Source organism: Pseudomonas sp. 10S5 (assembly GCF_035019745.1).
In the GTDB taxonomy this organism is placed as follows: domain Bacteria; phylum Pseudomonadota; class Gammaproteobacteria; order Pseudomonadales; family Pseudomonadaceae; genus Aquipseudomonas.
Genome location: NZ_JASJVL010000014.1, coordinates 126,010 through 145,647, shown reverse-complemented (window position 1 = coordinate 145,647; position 19,638 = coordinate 126,010). Strand labels below are relative to the sequence as shown.

The 19,638-nt window shown below is 57.0% G+C and carries 16 protein-coding genes; 4 read left to right on the top strand and 12 right to left on the bottom strand.

Annotated elements, in window-relative coordinates:
* Positions 1-131 precede the first annotated feature (131 nt).
* The gene (locus tag QN378_RS16495) at positions 132-1,868 is read right to left on the bottom strand and encodes an IlvD/Edd family dehydratase (protein ID WP_322201800.1); all 1,737 of its coding nucleotides are present in this window, start codon (positions 1,866-1,868) and stop codon (positions 132-134) included.
* Positions 1,869-2,037: 169 nt separating this feature from the next.
* Between QN378_RS16495 and araD1 the strand changes: the two genes are divergently transcribed.
* From araD1 to QN378_RS16475, 4 genes are all read left to right on the top strand, one after another.
* Entirely contained in the window at positions 2,038-3,030 is a 993-nt protein-coding gene (araD1, locus tag QN378_RS16490; protein WP_322201802.1) for an AraD1 family protein, read from the top strand.
* A 299-nt stretch (positions 3,031-3,329) separates the two neighbouring features.
* On the top strand, positions 3,330-3,623 hold the full coding sequence (locus QN378_RS16485; RefSeq protein WP_322201804.1) for a DUF5629 family protein: 294 nt from the start codon (positions 3,330-3,332) through the stop codon (positions 3,621-3,623).
* 166 nt (positions 3,624-3,789) lie between these two features.
* Entirely contained in the window at positions 3,790-4,956 is a 1,167-nt protein-coding gene (locus QN378_RS16480; RefSeq protein WP_323551045.1) for a lactonase family protein, read from the top strand.
* 169 nt (positions 4,957-5,125) lie between these two features.
* Positions 5,126-5,305, top strand: coding sequence for a hypothetical protein (locus tag QN378_RS16475; RefSeq protein WP_322201808.1), 180 nt, complete (start codon positions 5,126-5,128; stop codon positions 5,303-5,305).
* A 109-nt stretch (positions 5,306-5,414) separates the two neighbouring features.
* Here QN378_RS16475 and QN378_RS16470 read toward each other — a convergent pair whose 3' ends face one another.
* The 11 genes from QN378_RS16470 to QN378_RS16420 all read right to left on the bottom strand — a co-directional run bounded on the left by QN378_RS16470 (position 5,415) and on the right by QN378_RS16420 (position 19,183).
* The gene (locus tag QN378_RS16470; RefSeq protein WP_322201810.1) at positions 5,415-6,050 is read right to left on the bottom strand and encodes a glutathione S-transferase; all 636 of its coding nucleotides are present in this window, start codon (positions 6,048-6,050) and stop codon (positions 5,415-5,417) included.
* Complete coding sequence (locus QN378_RS16465; protein WP_322201812.1) at positions 6,051-6,563, bottom strand: peptidylprolyl isomerase; 513 nt, start codon at positions 6,561-6,563, stop codon at positions 6,051-6,053. It abuts the gene before it with no gap.
* Between the two features lie 127 nt (positions 6,564-6,690).
* Entirely contained in the window at positions 6,691-10,338 is a 3,648-nt protein-coding gene (locus QN378_RS16460; protein ID WP_323551044.1) for an AAA family ATPase, read from the bottom strand.
* Positions 10,335-11,579, bottom strand: a complete 1,245-nt coding sequence (locus tag QN378_RS16455; protein WP_322201816.1) for an exonuclease SbcCD subunit D C-terminal domain-containing protein — start codon at positions 11,577-11,579, stop codon at positions 10,335-10,337. Before QN378_RS16455 ends, QN378_RS16460 begins: the two co-directional genes overlap by 4 nt.
* 178 nt (positions 11,580-11,757) lie before the next feature.
* On the bottom strand, positions 11,758-13,419 hold the full coding sequence (locus tag QN378_RS16450) for a BatD family protein (protein ID WP_323551043.1): 1,662 nt from the start codon (positions 13,417-13,419) through the stop codon (positions 11,758-11,760).
* Positions 13,416-15,152 (bottom strand): VWA domain-containing protein, encoded by a 1,737-nt coding sequence (locus tag QN378_RS16445; RefSeq protein WP_322201820.1) that lies wholly within the window; start codon positions 15,150-15,152, stop codon positions 13,416-13,418. Before QN378_RS16445 ends, QN378_RS16450 begins: the two co-directional genes overlap by 4 nt.
* Entirely contained in the window at positions 15,149-16,219 is a 1,071-nt protein-coding gene (locus QN378_RS16440) for a VWA domain-containing protein (protein WP_322201822.1), read from the bottom strand. Before QN378_RS16440 ends, QN378_RS16445 begins: the two co-directional genes overlap by 4 nt.
* Entirely contained in the window at positions 16,212-16,706 is a 495-nt protein-coding gene (locus QN378_RS16435) for a DUF4381 domain-containing protein (RefSeq protein WP_322201824.1), read from the bottom strand. Before QN378_RS16435 ends, QN378_RS16440 begins: the two co-directional genes overlap by 8 nt.
* Entirely contained in the window at positions 16,703-17,647 is a 945-nt protein-coding gene (locus QN378_RS16430) for a DUF58 domain-containing protein (RefSeq protein ID WP_322201826.1), read from the bottom strand. The genes QN378_RS16435 and QN378_RS16430 overlap by 4 nt, the downstream gene beginning before the upstream one ends.
* Positions 17,648-17,651: 4 nt before the next feature.
* Positions 17,652-18,611 (bottom strand): AAA family ATPase, encoded by a 960-nt coding sequence (locus QN378_RS16425; protein WP_219061506.1) that lies wholly within the window; start codon positions 18,609-18,611, stop codon positions 17,652-17,654.
* A gap of 212 nt (positions 18,612-18,823) precedes the next feature.
* Entirely contained in the window at positions 18,824-19,183 is a 360-nt protein-coding gene (locus QN378_RS16420) for a hypothetical protein (protein ID WP_322201828.1), read from the bottom strand.
* Positions 19,184-19,638 lie beyond the last annotated feature (455 nt).

The window sequence follows — 19,638 nt, the reverse complement described above, 5'->3', positions numbered from 1 at the left end:
TGAGTCCAGTGGCATACAGAACTCAGGCCGCGTAGCTTATTCAATCACTGTCCAACATTTGGGGCGCAGTTCAGAGTGACTAAACCCGTGGAAGCGAATTCATTTGCGAAGGCAATATTTCAAACACCAAATCAATGCGAATGACGCGGCACCTCGGATCCACGGCAGCCGACTAGGAAGTCGAAGTCGCAACCCTGATCCGCTTGCATCACGTGCTCAATGTACAGCTGGCGATAGCCACCCGATATCAGTTTTTCAGGCGCTTTCCACTCAGCCAGCCGTGCAGCCAGTTCGGCGTCAGAAATGTCCAGATGCAACCGGCCACTGGCGCAGTCGAGTTCGATGAAGTCACCTTCTTGCACCACCGCCAACGGCCCGCCCGCTGCAGCTTCCGGTGCGACGTGCAAGACCACGGTGCCGTAAGCGGTGCCGCTCATGCGCGCATCGGAAATGCGCACCATGTCCGTCACGCCTTGGGCCAGCAGCTTTGCCGGCAGGCCCATGTTGCCGACCTCGGCCATGCCTGGATAACCCTTCGGCCCGCAGTTTTTCATGACCATGACGCAGGTGGCATCGATGTCCAATTCCGGGTCGTTGATCCGCGCCTTGTAGTGGTCGAAGTTCTCGAACACCACCGCGCGGCCGCGGTGTTGCATCAGCTCAGCCGTCGCCGCCGACGGTTTGAGCACCGCACCCAGTGGCGCGAGATTACCGCGCAATACGCAGATTCCGCCGTCAGCGCGAATCGGGTTGTCCAAGGCGCGGATCACTTCATCCTCACCATAAATCGGCGCGGCTTTAACGTTGTCACGGATGCTTTTGCCGTTGACGGTCAAGGCATCAGGATTGGGTAGCAGATTGGCTTCATCCAGTCGACGCAGCACCGCAGGCAAACCACCGGCGTAGTAAAACTCTTCCATCAAGAAGCGTCCAGACGGCTGCAGATCGACGATGGTTGGCATGCCACGACCCATGCGTGTCCAGTCATCCAGGTCCAGGTCGACACCGATACGACCGGCAATCGCTTTCAAGTGAATCACCGCGTTGGTCGAACCACCGATGGCGGCGTTGACCCGAATCGCGTTTTCGAAGGCTTCTTTGGTGAGGATTTTCGACAGGCGCAGGTCTTCTTTGACCATCTCAACCGCACGCATACCGGACATGTGCGCCAGTACATAGCGGCGGGAATCGACGGCCGGGATGGCGGCGTTGTGCGGCAACGAAGTGCCCAATGCTTCGGCCATACAGGCCATGGTCGAGGCGGTGCCCATGGTGTTGCAAGTGCCGGCTGAGCGCGACATGTCGCCTTCCGCCGCAAGGAAATCGTCCAGTGTGATTTGACCGCCTTTGTAGGCTTCATGCATCTGCCAAACCACCGTGCCGGAGCCGATATCTTTGCCTTTATGCTTGCCGTTGAGCATTGGGCCGCCGGTGACGACGATTGCTGGGACGTCACAGCTGGCCGCGCCCATCAATAGGGCCGGAGTGGTTTTATCGCAACCGGTCAGCAGCACCACACCGTCAATAGGGTTGCCGCGAATTGCTTCTTCTACGTCCATGCTGGCGAGGTTACGGGTGAACATCGCCGTTGGGCGCAGGTTGGATTCGCCGTTGGAGAACACCGGAAATTCAACCGGAAAGCCACCGGCTTCGATCACGCCGCGTTTGACGTGTTCAGCGAGGGTGCGAAAGTGCGCGTTGCACGGGGTCAGTTCTGACCAGGTGTTGCAGATACCAATAATCGGTTTGCCATGAAATTGATGGTCAGCGATGCCTTGGTTCTTCATCCAACTGCGGTACATAAAGCCGTTCTTGTCGGCAGTACCAAACCACTGGGCAGAACGCAGGACAAATTTTTTATCAGGCATGTCAGGCATCGTCGGCACTCTTATTGTAAGACTTAATGGCTTTTTCGAAGGCTAAAGTAAGCCTAAACGGAGCCTTTTGGAAGTGTTGTGGCTAATATAGTATTACTATATAGTGATTTTCCCTGAGGGACGATCCTGCGACTGTGCCTGTTCAGTAAGGAACATGAATATGCGTTTAGTACAGTTTGAATTGAGCAATGGTGAACGTCGCGTTGGCGTGGTCGACAGTGATCGCGTACATGAAATATCAGGTGCTGGCAGCGTCCGTGAATTGGCCATGGCCGCTATTGAAGCGGGCTTAAGCCTGGTGGAGCAGGTGGACAGCCAAGGGCTCGGCGCCAATCATGATTACGCGCAACTGTTGCAGGATTTGCGGATTCTTCCACCGCTGGACCATCCCGATCCAGCCCACGTATTGGTCAGCGGCACCGGCTTGACGCACTTGGGCAGCGCTTCTGCGCGCGACAAAATGCACCAACACGCCGTGGATGACGCCACGCTGACAGACAGCATGCGCATTTTTCAGTGGGGACTGGAAGGTGGCAAGCCCGCGGCCGGTGTGGTCGGTGTTCAGCCTGAATGGTTCTACAAAGGAGACGGCAGCATCATCGTGCGCCCGGGGCACGCTTTTCCGCTGCCGCCGTTCGCCGAGGACGCGGGTGAGGAGCCTGAACTCAGCGGGTTGTATGTGATCGGCCATGATCGCAAGCCGTACCGTCTGGGGTTCGCCATCGGTAACGAGTTTTCCGACCACGTGATGGAGCGCAAAAACTACCTGTACTTGGCACACTCCAAGTTGCGCGCCTGTTCGTTCGGCCCGGAACTGCGAGTTGGCGAGCTGCCGAAAAACCTTTCCGGCACCAGCCGCATTCGGCGCAATGGCGAAGTGCTGTGGGAAAAAGAGTTCCTCAGCGGCGAAGCCAACATGTGCCACAGCTTCGAAAATCTCGAATACCACCACTTCAAGTACAACCAGTTCCTCAATCCGGGCGACGTACACATTCATTTCTTTGGCACCGCGACCCTGTCGTTTGCCGATGGCGTGCGCACGCAACCGGGTGATCAGTTTGAAGTCAGCCAAGCCGATTTCGGTGCGCCGTTAATCAACGGCATCGCGCCGGTTGAAGCGGTGTATGCGCCGGGGCAGGTCAAAGCGCTTTAACCCCAAAGACCGCATCAAGCTTTCGCAGGCAAGCCTGCGCCCACACAATTTTGAGCGCGATTAAGCCTGGGCTGTTCTGAAAATTGAACTGCGCCCCAGAAGTTGGACATAGATCCAGCGTCTGGGGCGCAGTTCAGTGCCCGAAGCTACCGAGTTTGCGTGAAAAAGTGCTCCCTTTTGGTTGTCCAGATAGTGCTCGGCGAAAGTGGCTTGCGTCGATATGCGCGCATCCGATCCATCCGACACCCTTGGCCCGATATTTCGCCTACAATTCGCGCCTTTACCTAGGCGATCTTTCCATGACCACTCCAACGCTTTTATCCATTTTGCAAACCCCCCACATGCTGGAAATCGACGGCTTGCACGCCTTTGAATTCTTGCTAAACGACACTCAGTTGGAAATCGAAGCCGTCGACGGCCGTGAACGCAAAGTGTGGAAGTTCAGCGTGGCGCAAGTAGAAGCCGCAACCTTCGATGCTCAATTGCAAAGCTGGGTGTTGACCGACGGCAACGCCGATCACCGCTTGGTATGCCTTGAGGCGTTTTCCCCAAGTGACGAAGACGACTCCGAAGACCCTGCTGAACAAGACTGATCTGCGCATCTAACGTTAACAGTGGTAAGCGGTGTGAAGGTTCGGTGGCATTTCTGGCCATGCGCTTGGGCGCAATAAAACTAGTTGGTGAGGGGCGCTGTCTACAGCGGAGGTCAGTATTGACCGCGTGCGGCGCCCAACAAGCCTAATAACCAGAGAGATGCCCATGAACCGTAAAATTCTGCCTTGGCTGATGATGGCCAGCGGCCTCACTGCTTTCCCTGTCCTGGCGCAAAACATGACTGATTACGACCTGCTGGTGGGTGCTTACACCCAAGGTAAGAGCGAAGGTATCTATCGCTACCGGTTCGACAGCAAGACCGGGCAGATTGATGCGCAGCCGCGGCAGGTGATCAAAAGTGAAAACCCATCCTGGCTGACTCTTTCCAAAGATCAGCGCTTGCTGTTTGCGGTCAATGAAAACGGACCGGGGCAGACGGACACCGTGGGCAAGGTCAGCAGTTTTGCGATCAATGGCAAAACCCATGACGTCACACCCATCAACCAGGTCGACAGCAAGGGTGATGAGCCGACTCACTCCAGCTTGAGCGCAGACGGGCATTTCCTGTTTGTCGCCAACTACGCCGTAAATCCTGATCCAGGCGGCGTGCTGGCGGTGGTGCCGGTGGACAAATTCGGCAAGCTTTCGGACGTATCGCAAACTGTCACTCACCCGGCCAGCAAGGTTGATCCTGAGCGCCAGGCGTCGTCACACGTGCATTCGGCGGTGACGTCGGCGGATGGGAAATACTTGATCGCCAGTGATTTGGGGGCGGACAAGCTGTTCGTCTTCCACTACACCGGGAAAGGCCCGCAACCGCTGCAACCCGCTAAAGCGCCCTCGGTGGACTTGCCGCCGGGCAGTGGTCCCCGGCACTTGTTGTTCAGTAATAATGGTAAGCACGCCTACCTGACCCTGGAAATGGCCGCGCAAGTAGCGCTGTTCGATTACCACGACGGGGTATTCAAGCGCACGCAGTTGGTTGATTTGTCCGACAAGAGCATCAAGCAGAAAGTCGGCGGCGGCGGGCTGCACAGCTCAGCCGACGGCAAGTTCCTCTACGTTGCGAATCGCGGCGATGTTAATGAACTGGTGGTGTTCGCCATTGATTCCGCCAACGGTAAGCTCAAAGAAATTCAGCATCGTTCAGTTGAAGGTACAGAACCCCGTGAGTTCAGCATCGATCCCAGCGGGCATTTCATGCTGATTGCAAATCAGAAAAGCAACCAGATTGTCACGGTTCGCCTTGATCCAAAGACCGGGTTGCTGGGTGATACCGTTCAAAAAATGGATTTCGATTCACCCTCTGACTTCAGGTTCCTCACTCGATAACGCCTGAGTGGGATGCTGCAGCCCCGTACAACGTGGGCTGCAGCCTCTATTAATTGGACTGATATGGTCTAGTAGCACAAAGCATTTCTGACATCGAACCCTCGGGCGTAAGTTTGACTCAACGGCCTTAAACGGCAGCTACCCAAACCGAACATCGAGGCTTACTGAAATGAACTTCAATCTTTTTTCCATCATTGCAGCATCCGCTATCTCCGCCACCGTCGCTCTGCCTGCCAGCGCCAGTGTTGAGATGCATCAGAAAAAATCCAGCATCACCCAGACTTACACCGCAAAATACCTGCAGAAAAGCGCGAACTTCTACGCGGCGTTGGATCATAAGATTCAATAAATGCAGTCGTTATAAATTGAACCCATTCCCCGTTAACGATAATACCGATAACGGGGAATGGGTTCGTCTGCTTTAGCAGCCAAATGCATTCAGCAGCCTTCGCCATGTTTTACAAAGGTTTTTTCATAACGGCTATAAATAGGTTCGAATCTAGAAATGCTCTAAGCCAGCACCCCAGGTGCGGATAAGAACCCCGCCAAAACCATTCCGGATCGACAAAGCAGAACTGCCGTACGAAGGGCGCCAGTGCGACATCGGCCAGAGTAATGTGGTCGGCGGCTAAAAACGTGTGCTGCAATAATCGAGTTTCAAGCGACTGCAAAAATACTGCGCCGATATCACGGTAATGTTCTTGGGAATGTTCGGGATAACGATTTGCGTATTTATAGCGATCCAAATGCTTTTTGAACACATGATCGTTTTCTTCTATCAATTCGCCCATGTGTTGCTGAGCCAGATCATCCTGCGCTAACAGCCAGTCATCAGGGTCGCTGTAGGCCAACGCCCAGCGCATAATCGCCAGGCTTTCATCGATCACGCCGCTTCCAGACACCAACACTGGCACCGTGCCTTTGGGTGAGCAGGCAAGCAGGGATGCGGGTTTGTCTTTGAGGCTGACTTCGACTATCTCCACCGCTCGCCCCGAGTACAACAACGCCATGCGAGCGCGCATGGCGTAGGGGCAGCGGCGGAAAGAGTAAAGAGTCGGGGTCGCCGTGTTCAGCGCAACCACCGACGCTGTCATTTACGCTTCTTCGGTCAGTTGACCGCAGTCAGCGATGGTGACTTTTTTGCTGGTACGGCCGGACTTCGAGCCCATGGCTTCGATGGCTTTAACCACGTCCATGCCTTCGACTACTTTACCGAACACCACGTGTTTGCCATCCAACCAGCTGGTGACGACGGTGGTGATGAAGAACTGGCTACCGTTAGTGTTCGGGCCAGCGTTGGCCATCGACAGCAGACCTGGCTCAGTGTGCTTGAGGGTGAAGTTTTCATCCTTGAACTTTTCGCCGTAGATCGACTTGCCGCCGGTGCCGTTATGGTTGGTGAAGTCACCGCCTTGCAGCATGAAGTCAGTGATCACACGGTGGAAAGATGAACCTTTGAAGGTCAGGCCTTCGCCTTTCTCGCCGGTGCACAGGGCACGGAAGTTTTCAGCGGTTTTTGGCGCCACGTCTTCGCGCAGTTCCATAACGATGCGACCCATAGGCTCGTCGTTGGCGGTGATGTCGAAAAATACTTTTGAATTGGACATGGTTCTACCTTTCTCATTGAACAGGGCGCGACGGGTCGCGCCGTGGGTGTGTAGGGTCGCACAAAAATTCCGGTTATCGGTTTTGTACGACACGAATATGTAGTCTGCGTTCGGGAATACCCGGATTTTATGACGCACTGACCTCGATTGTACTCAGGCCGTTGCCTTTGCGCCGAACCTGAATCTGCACCGGAATCCGTTCGTGCATTTCCTGCACGTGGGAAATTACTCCGACCTTGCGCCCTTGCGCTTGCAAGCCATCAAGGGCGTCCATGGCCAGTTGCAGCGATTCCGGGTCAAGACTGCCGAAGCCTTCGTCAATGAACAAGGATTCAATTTTTAAGGTGCTCGATGCCATCGACGCCAATCCAAGGGCCAAGGCCAAGGACACCAGAAACGTTTCGCCGCCGGATAACGAATGCACGGACCGCAGCTCGTCGCCCATTTCGGTGTCCATCACTAATAAGCCAAGCATGCTGCCGCCGCGTTTCAACCGATAGCGTCGCACCAGTTGGCGCAATTGCGCGTTGGCGTGGTGTACCAGCAGGTCAAGATTATACGCCTGAGCGATCTTGCGGAATTTGTCGCCTTCGGCCGAACCTATCAACGTCGCCAAGCGTGCCCAGCGCTGAAATTGCACGTAAGCCTCGGCGATCTGCTGCGACAGCGCCTGATTGGCGTCTTGTCGGCGCTGGTCGTCAGCCTGTTGGGCGCGCAACTCAGCACATCGCTGTTCACCGACGGCGGTTTGGCTGTGCAACTGCGCCAGTGCGCTGTCCAGCTGCTCGGCATCCAGCGTGCCCTCGTGTTGCGCTTGATGGATTTGCAGGCGTTGCTCACGTTCGTGTAACAGAACCTTGGCTTGCTCAACGGCCTTTTCGCTGTGATGCAACTGTTGCCGCAGGTGATTGACCTGTTCATCGTCAACACTGAGCAGTTGCGCCAAACCGCTGTCGTCCAGTTCAGGATGACGGCTGCGCCATTCAGCGATTTTAAGGCTCAGCTCGCGGTGTTCCAGCTCGATGCTGTTAAGGCGTTCTTGCTCGGACTTGAGTTCGGCGCTGAGTTGGGTCAGTACGTTACGCGAATCCTGCAAGGCTTGGCCCGCTGTGCTTTCGGCGTGTCGGGTGTGCTCGACCGCCTGTTCCAACTGTTGCTGCCAGTGCTCGGCGCTAGGGTGTTCGCCCAGCAATTCGCTCAATTGTTGCTGACTGACCTGCTGTTGATCGGCCAAGGCGGCGCAGTGTTGTTGCAGCTTTTCCTGTTCCTGGACCCGGGCGGTTTGCTGCGCCTGCTCCAGCTCGATTTTGTGTTGACGATTGCGTTGTTCGAGCTGTTCTTCGCCCTGTTGCTCCAGCTGTTGCAGACGCTGGGTCACCTGCTGATCCAATTGCATGACGGTCGTGGTGGCCTGAGTGCGCAGGGCATCAAGGATCTCGGTCGGTAGTAGGGTGTCAAATGCGGCCAGCTCTTCTTCCAGACGGGTTCGATCACTGGCCAATTGACGGTGTTGATCGGCTAGCTGTTGAGTGGCCGCTTGGCTAGATTGCGTAGCGATTTGCAGCTGCTGTTGCAGGTAGGCGGCGTCTTTTTGCAGCGTAAGCAGAGCATTCTGCCGCTGTTCGTCCTGGGCGATGTTTTGCGCTAACTGATTCAGGTGCTGAGTCAGCCAGTTATCACGTTTAGCGAAATCCTGTTCCAGCAGCCGAGCGCTCAGCGGATGCGCTTCGAAGTTCGGCGCCAAGGCCTGCTGTTGAGTCGCCAGTTGCTCTTGCTGTTGCAGGAATTCTTTTTGCTGCGCGATCAAGCCAGCGACCGTGGCGCGCAGGTCGACCAATGTGTCTTTCAGGGTGTCCACGATCTTCAACGCATTGGCTTCTTCACTTTCGTCATGCTTAGTCAGGCTTTGCAACAGTGCTTCAGGCTGGTGATAAGGATGTTCGTGGCTGCCACACACCGGACACGGTTGGTCATTTTGCAATTGCCCGCGCAGTTCTTCGACACTGGCGCTGCGGGCCATGCGTTGGCGTTCTAGCAACTGGCGGGTGACGGACAGGGTGTGTTCGGCATTGGTCAATTCACTTTTGGCCTGCAAGCCTTCGCGGTTGAGCTGTTCGCGCTGTTGCTGAGCTTCCTGCTGCTTGTGCGTCAGCTCCAGCACGCGCTGGTCGAGCTGTTGCTGAGTGGCCCAGAGCCGCGAGAGGTCCTCGAAGGCGCGTTGCTGTTTGCGATTGTCTTGCAACAGGCTGCCGAGAATTTGAATCTGCTCGCCAACCGCGTGTGCTTGCGCGCCCGCTTCACGGTATAGCAGCTCAAGGGTATTGCGTTGTTCGGTAAGTTGCTGGTTGGCACTGGCGGCGCTTTGTTCGAGTTGCGGGAGCTCAATCGTGCCTTTATTCAGCCGACCGCCGATTTGCATCAGTTGCTTCAATCGTTCGTGATAGATGTCCCATGCGGCGCTGAGCGGCGCCAATCCAGCACTGTGCTCAAGCTGCGCGGCGATTAGCTCTAACCGTTCAGCCACGCGTTGTTGTTGCTCAAGCAAATCGCCCAGCGTGCGTTGGCCTTGCGCGGTTTTTTGCTTGGCCTGTTGCTTGAGTTCAGTGGCCTGATTCATTTCCTGAATTAACCGCGTAACGCTGCCTTGCGTATCGAAGGCTTGCTGAAGCCGTGGTTTGGCCTCGGTTAGTTGTTGCTGGGCATTAAGCGCGGCGGACTGAGCGTCGAGGCGCACTTTTTCAAGCTGATCCTGCTGCCTGTTCTGTGCAGTTTGTTGCACAAGGTGCTGCTGAATCTTTGCCGCCAACGGGCTGATTTGGCTGTTCAGCTCAGTCTGTCGAGCGAATTGATGACGCTGCGGCGCAAGATTTTCCAGCCGCGAAAAATTCAAACGTTCGGCACTTTGACTGTCCCAGCTCAATTGGTCTTGCGTTAGCTGTTGGGCAGCGCTCTGGTGTTCGTTGCGCAATTGAACCAGCACCTTGAGCCATTGCTGTTGCAGCTCAAGCTGCCTGAACTGCGCTTGCTGGGCTTTCAATTGTTGCTGGGCCTCATCAAAGCATTTATCGAGATCGGCGCGGGCCTCGGGTTCCAGCGGGGTGATCCCTGTGGCCAGCGATTTGAGGTCGTCGTGGGCCTTTTTTGCTTCATTGCTTTTGCTGTAGGCGCGGCGGCCCAATTGGCTGTAAATCGCGGTGTCAGTGAGCTTTTCCAGCAGTTCACTGCGCTCTTTGTCATCGGCCTTGAGGAACGCGCTGAATTCGCTTTGCGCCAGCATCACCGCGCGGGTGAACTGTTCGAAGTTCAGCCCCAAACGCGCTTCGAGCATGGTTTTGTATTCGGTTTTGTTCTGGCTGCTGAGCACCTGTTCGCTGTCCAGATCGATCAAGGTCTGGCGACTGGCTTGCAGCTTTTTGCTGGCGTTGTCCCGGGCACGGTTGGTTTCCCAGCGGGCGCGGTAACGACGGTTGTCGATGCCGACGAAATCCACTTCGGCATAACCGCTGCCGGTGCCACGGCGCAGCAACGTGCGCGGGTCGTTGGTGCTGATGTCGCCGTCGATTTCCGGGACTTTGGATTGGCCGATATTATTCAGCCGAGGAATGGCACCGAACAAGGCCAGACACAGTGCGTCGAGCAGGGTGCTTTTACCTGCACCGGTGGGCCCAGTGATTGCGAACAAACCGGCACTGGCCAAGGGCTCGGCGGTGAAGTCCAGCTCAAACGGGCCGGCCAGCGAGGCAAGGTTTTTCAGGCGGATGGCGAGAATTTTCAAGGCTGTTCGCTCTCCAGTTGTACGTCTTGCAACAGCGTGGCGAAGTCTTGCAGCGTTTGCTCATCGACCTCGGTGCCATAGTTATCCCGCCAGGCACGGCAGAACAACTCTTGTGGGCTCAGTTGATCGAGATTGACCAACCCTGCGCCGCTGTCATTGCCTTCAGCATCGCCTTTGCCCGCATATTCGGCGCCGATTCGCACCAAGCGCACGGCTTTTCCTTGCAGCGCGGTTTCGATCTGATGGCGCAGGTCCGGTTGCGGCTCGTCCAGACGCACTCGCACTTCCAGCCATGGCTGGCGTTCTATGTCGGCTAGCAGGTCGATATTGGGCAACGACGCCAGTTGCAGCAGCAACTCGGCAAGTGGCGCCGGTCCGACCCGCTGTAGGTTGACGGCACGGGGAATCAGGATCGGTTCGACACTGGTCAGTTGGTCGCCGTCGCAGGTGATGTCGAGAATCTGGTGCGGGTAGCCGATTTCTGAAAACGACAGCGGGATCGGTGAGCCGCTGTAGCGGATGCGGTCTTCGCCGTTGACCTTCTGCGGCTTGTGCAAATGGCCGAGGGCAACGTAGGTGATGCTCGGTCCGAACAGGCTGGCGGGCAGCGCTTCGGCGTTGCCGATGATCAAGCTGCGTTCGGAATCTTCCGACACTGAACCACCGGCCATGTGCGCGTGGCTGATGGCGATCAGTGCTTGTCCTGGCGTGCGCTTGAGGTTGGCGGCGTCGATCAGCAGTTCATGAACGCGACCGATTCCTCGCAGATAATCATCCCCCAGCGTGGCGCCGGTGACCTCGGCCGGGCGTAAGAAGGGTAGCGCCAGGCACCAGGCGCCGATTGCCCCGGTCTTGTCAGGCAACGGCAGCAGCAGGCGTTCGGCGTCCAGTTGCCCGTCATCGAGCCACAACACTCGGCCCAGAGCGTGGGTGCGTAAACGGCGCATCAATGGCGCGGGTAATTCGATGCGCGAACCGGAGTCGTGGTTGCCAGCGATCATCACGATGGTCAGCAGTGGCTGTTGCTCATGGGCACTGACAATGAATTCGTACAGGCGCTCTTGGGCTTTGACCGGCGGATTAACGGTGTCGAAAATATCGCCCGCGATCAATAGAACATCGGGTTCACGTTCGGCGATTCGGGCCAGTAGCCAGCTTAGAAAGCAGCCGTGCTCGTAGTCGCGTTCTTGACCGTGGAGGTTCTGCCCGAGGTGCCAATCGGAGGTGTGAAACAGACGCATTAGAGGTCCTTGTGTCGAGCGGTTTGGGTCGTGTATCCAAGCAGATCAAAACTTGGCGATTCCCTGTGGTACTGAATTCATTTGCAACGGCGACGACGCAATATGTCTGATGAACCGCGTGGCCTATTTCGCGAATCAACTCGCTCCCACAGGGGCACTGCGTCTAGCCGTTGACCGGTTATTTCGGGTACAGCGGCGGCAGGCTGGTGTCGGTCGCCGGGTCTGGGATTCGTTCGCTGGTGGGTAAGGTGCGCACGGCGCTCCATAGGGCTGCGCCTTGCCAGTCGTGGCCTGTTTCGCTATATAGCGCGCCGTTCAGTCCGTCGAGTGCGTCGGACAATGGCACAAACCGCGCGGCCATGTCGGCCAGGGTTTCTGGTTGCTGACGTGCCCATGCGTCTAGTGCCTGGCGGGTCGCTTGCGGATCATTGGCCAGGCTGGCGCGTTTGAGTTCATCCAGCACTGTGCGTGGACTTGGGCCGGTTTGTACCACCCGTGCTTCCGCCGGTTGCCAGCGCGCCCGCCACCAGAGCCCGAAGCCAAGCAGGGTCGAACCGGCCAATAGAAAGGTGCTTAATTGCCATGGCCATAGCAGCGGACTACTCAGGCCCAGACCATTATTGGTGTTTACCGGCGTGTCGACAGAAAGACTTGGGTTGCTCGCGACCTGCAACGTGCGGGCGGGCAAGCTGCTTTGTTCCAGATGATCTTCGTGAGTGTTCCACCACACGACATCTACCGCTGGTAAATCAATCGCGCCAGTGCGGGTAGGCACTAAGGCTTCACGCTCTACTCGACTGCCGATCAAGCCTCGGTCGCTGCCCTGGTTGGCCAACTGCGGTTGGTCGGGGTAACGCCGTAGACCGCCGACGTTGGTCGCCGGCAACGGCGGCAATTGTGCGCTGGACAGGCCTTCAGCCTTGATGGTCAGGCTGCGAGTCAGGGATTCACCGACCAGGCTGTGATCGGGTTCGGGACTCCAATCTTCGCTCAGGCTCACATTACGGGCTGGCAACCATGGGCTGTCTGCGGGGTAGTCAGCCGGTTTGGCTTTGACCGACAGGTTAATTTCGGTCGAGCTGACGTGCACCAACTTGCCCGCCTTCGGGGCCGACGGCTGGAGGTTTTGGCCTTGGTCGTGAGTCTGGTTCGGCATGCCTTGCACTAAGGTTGCGCTGAATACCTGCGCCGGAATCAGTAGGTTACCGCTTTGCTGCGGATAGATCGCGTAGCGCATTTCGATGACGCCATGGCGAACGCCGTTGATCAGCTTTTCATAGGTGCGCGTATCCCCTAGTCGTTCGATTCGAGTGTCAGGGATAACCAGCGGCGTCAGGTTGCTGTCATCAAACAACGCAACTGAGTGATAAATGCGCAGCGTGAGTACAGCTTGAGCCTGAACGTAGACACTGTCTTGATCGACGCTGGCCTCAATAAACACGGGTGCCAAGGTGCTGCTTTTAGCGGGGCCGGCACCTTGGGTAACTTGCAGCGTGATGGGTTGGCTGGTGAGTTCCCCTAATTGCAAAGACGGAATCACAACGGTGCCGTTGCGTTTGGGCAGCAGGGTAATGATCCAGCGTGTCGTGGCTTGGGAGCCGCTGCCCAGTGTCTTCAGATGGTTAACCTGGCGAGTGCCTTGAACGATGAAGTCATCTTCTAGTGCACTAAGGTCCGGTTTGCCGAACAGGGTAGGGTTATCGGACTCCAGCGTCAGTTCCACGGTTTCTCCAGCGTTTAGCAGTGCACGGTCGACGCTGGACACCAGCATCGCGGCCTGGGCCGATAAAGCCACGCAATAAAGGGCGAGGCTAATCAATAACGTGGGTGCGCGACTCATCTAATCGGTCCTTGATGCTGCTGTTGTTCATACCAGAATTTACGTCGCAACAGCTCGCCGGGATCGTCCGGGATTTGCCGCAACCATTGCTCCAGCGCCTGACGCCGCTCGCCGTCGAGGGAGGTGTCACCGGGGCGAATCGGTGGTCGTGTAGTGGCCTCGTCGTCAAGCTGCGAGCCTGGAGCATCATTGCCGCCAGCCGTCGCTGTCGGATGGTTGAGACCCTGGTCCTGGGGGGTGGTGTCATCCCCCGACGGCGGGGTCGGTTGTTGCGGCGTTTGCTGCTCGATGGTCGCGCCCGGTTGAGCGTTCCGTCCGAGGTCTTCGGCTTTGCTATCGGCGGACTTGCCAAGCACGGCGTCGCGCCGCTGCTTTCTTTGTTCCAGCACCTGTTCGACCAAGGCTTTGTTGGCCAGTGCCGGTTTCAAATCCGGTTGCCGTTCGAGTGCTTGTTCATAGGCATCCAGCGCCGCTTCCAATTCACCGGCCTTGGCCAACGCATTGCCACGATTGTAATGGTCCGCGGCGGTATTACCTTCGGCGAATCGCTGAGCGGCACGCGTGTAGTCGCCGGCGTCATATAGCGCCACGCCTTTCCATTGGCTGTCTTCAAAGCGCCTTGCTGCCTCGGCAGGGCGACTTTCTTCGAGCAAATACTGGCCTTGCTGGTCGGGGCGTAACCACAGGTCGTTGAGTTCGAAGGCGTAGCTGGGCTGGGGCAGCATAAACAACAGCGGCAGGAAAAATAGCCAGCCTCTACGGCCAGCGCAGCCAGCCAGTAGCAACAACGGCAAGATCAGCCACGCCCCTTGATCGTCCCAGCTGTCCAAGTGCAGCGTTTGACCGTTTTTACGCAGTCGCTGTGGACTGTCCAGTAGGCCTAGGCCCCGCAGGTCCGATTCGTCCACGCGAGCTTGGCGATAGAGTCCGTCAACCTGGCTGGCGAAGTCCTTAAGACCTACGCCGTCCAGGCGCGGAAGAAGAATTGCGCCTTGGTCATCTTTGAGAAATCCCCCCTTTTCCTGGGCGACTGGCACCCCTTCAGCTGTGCCGATGCCAAGTAGCAATAGCGGCGGGGTGTCTCGGCCCATCACCTGCAGGATGCCTTCGCGCTCTTGCTCATTGAGTGAAGAACCAATCCACAACAAACGCCCCTGACCCTGTGCCCCTTGCTTGAGCAAGGCCAAGGCTTTTTTGACGGCCAGGTCGGCGCGGTGCCCGGCCTCGGGCATGATCGAGGGTTTGAGCGCGTCGAGCAAATTCCGGCTGGTGCCCAAATCATCGGACAACGGCACCAATGTGTGGGCGCTTCCCGCGTACACAACAATAGCGGTCTGCGATTCACTACGGCTTTGCAGTAGATCGAGCAATTTGCGTCGCGCTTGTTCGACCCGTGTGGGAGGCGTGTCGGTGGCCAGCATTTCCGGGGTCAACTCCAGCATCACCACCAGCGGATCAGCAGGTTTCTGGCTGATCTGTTCGACCCGTTGCCAACTGGGGCCGAGTAACGCTAGCACGGCGAGCGTCCAGCCCAGACCGAGCACAAGCCATGGCATCTTGCTTGCGCGGCCCCTGCCACCGCCGAGCAGCACCGCATGGAAGGCCGCTGGCAGAATCATCTGCCAGCGGCCGGCGCGTTGTTGCCGATGCCACAATTGCCAGAGCAGCCATGCCAGCACTGGTACCAGGATCAACCAGACGGGCCGAAGCCAGTGCGGCCAGAGCGCGATCATCGACGTCTCCGCAAACGCTTGAGCCGCTGCCGCCATTGTTCATTGGAGGACAGGAGCGTTTTTTGTTTGAAAAACCGCTGCAACAGTGTGTTCGGCCAGCGCTCTCTTACCACCAGAAGCAGGCTCAATAATAACGCGCCCGCCAACGGCCAGCGATAAAGCACCTGCGCCGGGCGCGCCTGGGTCGGTTGTTGAGCGACAGGTTCGAGTTTGTCGAGGGTCTGTTTGATCTTTTGCAATTGCTGGGCATCGCGGGCGCGAAAATACTGGCCGCCGGTGATATTCGCGATGTCCTTGAGGCTTGGTTCGTCCAAATCGAGGCTGGGGCTAAGGCCAAGCATGGCCAGCGAACCGCCTTGGTTAGGGTCAGCACCAATGCCGATGGTATAGATTTTCACGCCTTCGCCAGCGGCCAGACGTGCTGCGGTTACCGGATCGATTTGTCCGGCGTTGTTGGCACCATCGGTAACCAGAATCAGTACGCGGCTTTGCGCCGGGCGTTGGCGCAGACGTTTGATTGCCAGACCGATAGCGTCACCAATGGCAGTATTTTTACCGGCAATGCCGACTTTTGCTTCATCCAGCCAGACATGCACTGTGCGTCGGTCGAAGGTCAGCGGTGCCTGAACATAGGCGCGGCTGCCAAACAGAATCAAGCCGACGCGGTCACCTTGGCGACTGGACAAAAAATCCCCTAACAGGTGCTTGACCAAGGTCAAACGGCTGACGTCTTCGTCGTTCCAGCGCATGTCCGGGTAGTCCATGGACCCGGAAACATCCACTGCCACCAGCAAGTCGCGGCCACTGGCGGCAATTGGCAACGGATCACCCAGCCATTGCGGGCGTGCCGCTGCCATTAGCAACAACAGCCACAGCAAGATGAACGGGGCTTGCTGACGCCATGCGGGCAGATTCGCCCGCGCTCGTCGCCCGGCTAATTCTTCCAATTCGCTCAAAAATCCAATTTTCAGTGCTGCTTCGCCGCTATCTGCCGCAGGCAATAACACCCGCAATAACCAGGGCAGTGGCAGCAGGATGAATATCCACGGCCAGGCGAGTTCAAACATGTTTACGAATCCAGGTATCGACCGCCTGATTCAGGCCGGTAATGGCTTTGTCGTCGAGTTTGCATTCTGGTTTGTAGGCACCTTCGACCAATATCATCCAGCGTGTCAGGCCCGCAGCGGGACACCGGTTGTCCAGAAACGCCAACCATTTGCGACCGTTGAGGGTGTGGCTTTGGCTGTAGGGGTAGTGGTTGCGGCAAAGGCGTTTGAGCAGTGCGTTGAGTTGTTGTAACCATGCACCCGCTGGTGCACCGTCATAAGGTTTGGGTAGGTGTGCAAGTTCTTCCAGTGCGGCCAGGCGCAGTGGGTCCAGCGGCTGCTCGGACCTGACAATCAGGCGCTTCCCCGACCAATAACGACGAAGCCACAACACGCCCCATGCGGCGAGCGGCAATAAAACCAGTAAAATCCACCAGCCTGGTGCCGGCGGCCAAATGTCGATTGCCGAAGGCGATATCAGCGGTTGCAACTGCTCCAGGCTGCTCATCGTTTTTTACCGGGGCGCTGGGCGTTCAGGTATTCGCGCAATTGCTCGACCATTCCGCTTTTTGTGCTGAGCGGAATCGACAACACACGCAGTTTTTGCGCGAGCAATTTCCAGCGCGCAACCCGTGCTTCGCCCTGAGCGCGATAAGCCAGACGCAAATCTGGATTCAAGGTGTCGAGTTCCAATTGCGCGCCACGCTCGGCGAATCGCAACAAGCCAGCTGCGGGAAGTGCGTGATCAAGTGGGTCGGACAACGGCAACAGTAGTAGGTCGCAATGCCGTGAAAGCAGCGTTAACTGCTGCTCTGCGGCGTCGGAAATCGCTCGTTCATCGCAAATCACAAATACTAGGCTGCCGGGCCTTAATACTTCACGGGCACGGCGCAAGGCGATGCCGAACGCATCACGGTCGGCGGCGATTTCAGTGTCTAGCGATTGGTTGACTCGCACCAATCGATTGAGCAGTTGCAACAGGCTTTGTTTACTTCGCCGAGGTTTGATTTCGTAATGCTCATGGTCGCCGAACACCAGTCCGCCGACCCGGTCGTTATGGCCCAGCGCTGCCCATCCAATCAGCGCGGCGGTTTGAGCGGCCAATACTGATTTGAACATTAGTCCGGAACCAAAAAACAACCGACGGCTTTGTTCGACCAGGATGAAAATCGGCCGTTCGCGTTCTTCATGAAACAGCTTGGTGTGCGGTTCTTGAGTGCGGGCGGTGACGCGCCAATCGATAGTGCGTACATCATCGCCGGCCTGATAGACCCGCACTTGATCAAAGTCAACGCCTCGGCCGCGCAGTTTCGAGTGGTGCAGACCGATCAGTGGGCTGCGCTGACCGGGTGTGGAAAACAGCTGCACTTCGCGCACGCGATGACGCATCTCGATCAGTTCGTCGAGACTGACGCGAATTCCGGGGTCGGCAATCGGCTGCGGTTGCATGGTGTCAGGCGACAGCCACAACGTCGAGGATGCGCTGGATTACACGGTCTTGATCAATTCCGGCGGCTTCGGCTTCGAACGACAAAATGATGCGATGACGCAACACGTCGAACAGTACCGCTTGAATGTCCTCCGGGCTGACGAAGTCACGCCCGGCCAGCCATGCGTGAGCTCGTGCACAACGGTCCAGGGCAATTGAGCCACGGGGGCTGGCGCCATAGGCGATCCAGTCGGCCATCTCTGGGTCGAACTTGGCCGGCGTACGCGTGGCCATTACCAGTTGCACCAGGTACTCCTCCACGGCGTCGGCCATGTAAAGGCCGAGAATTTCTTTGCGCGCGGCAAAAATCGCCTGCTGGCTGACCCGGCGCTCGGGCTTGGTTTCGCCATTCAGCGCTTCGCCACGGGCCTGCTGTAGGATTTTGCGTTCGACGGCGGCGTCCGGAAAACCGATTTTGACGTGCATCAGAAAACGGTCCAACTGGGCTTCGGGCAGTGGGTAAGTGCCTTCCTGCTCAATGGGATTTTGGGTCGCCATCACCAAAAACAGCGGCGACAGTTCATACGTGCTGCGCCCGACACTGACTTGGCGTTCGGCCATGGCCTCCAACAACGCCGATTGCACCTTGGCTGGCGCACGATTGATTTCATCGGCCAGCACCAGATTGTGGAAAATCGGCCCCTGTTGGAACACGAAGCTGCCAGTTTCGGGGCGGTAGATCTCCGTGCCGGTGATGTCGGCAGGCAACAAGTCGGGGGTGAACTGAATCCGATGAAATTGCGCTTCGACGCCTTCGGCCAGTTCTTTGATCGCCTTGGTCTTGGCCAGACCCGGTGCGCCCTCGACCAACATATGGCCGTCGGCGAGGAGGGCAATCAGCAGCCGTTCGATCAGTTTTTCCTGGCCGAGAATCTGCGTTGAAAGAAAAGTTCGCAGCGCAATCAGCGCTTCACGATGTTCCATCGGATGACTGTTCCTGGCAGATGATCAGCGGCGCCAAATGACGCCGAAGCTGGGGGGGGTACTTTAATCCATCCGAGCGGTGCCGACTAACGGCTATAGGGTTTTTTTGGATTTTCGGAGGGGTGATCGGCTCCGGCCTCGCACAGATCCTCTGTAAGCGCGAGCGTGTTCGCGAAGCGGTTTGCCGGTCACACTCATGCGTCCGGTGTCAATCAGTCAATTTCACTGACGTACGTGCCCACATCATCAAGAATCAGTTGTAGGGTTTCGGCCACTTCCTGCAGGTCGGCTCCTGACATGCCGTGACGAATCTCATACTCAGTGTGGCCTTCCAGTTGTTTAGCGTCCTCAGGATCGATTTCGATCAGCAGGCGCTCAGCGCTAAGGGTCGCTTTCAGACTCTTCAGTTCAAGTGATTTGTCATCGCCCACGGTGATTTCCACTTGGGTCTCGTCCGGGAAGCGTGTCAGTAAAAACAGATCGCCGGTTTCGCCGTGGCAACTGAGCATAGCCATGTCGTCGTATTCGTCGTCGCAAGGATTAACGATGATGCTTGCAGTGTTGATCAGCATGATTGGACTCCGGGCTATCGAAAACGGGCAGGGCGTGATGATACCGCAGTGGAAGGCTCAGGTTTTCAAGGGTTCGTTTGTTGCACCCTCTGGCGTTAATCGTTAATCCTCGTTTCGCTCTCTCATGACGCCGTTACGCACCTTTTACGTACCGATGACCGAATATGTCGCCGTATCGCAAGCACTGGCACGTCTGCAATCGTTAAGCTGCGCAGCAGATAAATGCCGGTTGAGACACTGCCTGCTTGGGCAGTGCCTTTTTAGATACAGCGATTTTTTTTTCACCACGCCGAGTCAAAAAACAGATGTGACTACCCGTTCGCGACAAGCGTTTGTTCTATAGCTTCACTACCCTGTCATGCTGTGCTGCTTTTGTTCAATTCCAGCACGCGTGATGGCGATCCCCTAGAAGGGGGATGCGACGTTTCCATCAATAAAAGCCCAAGCGGAGTACC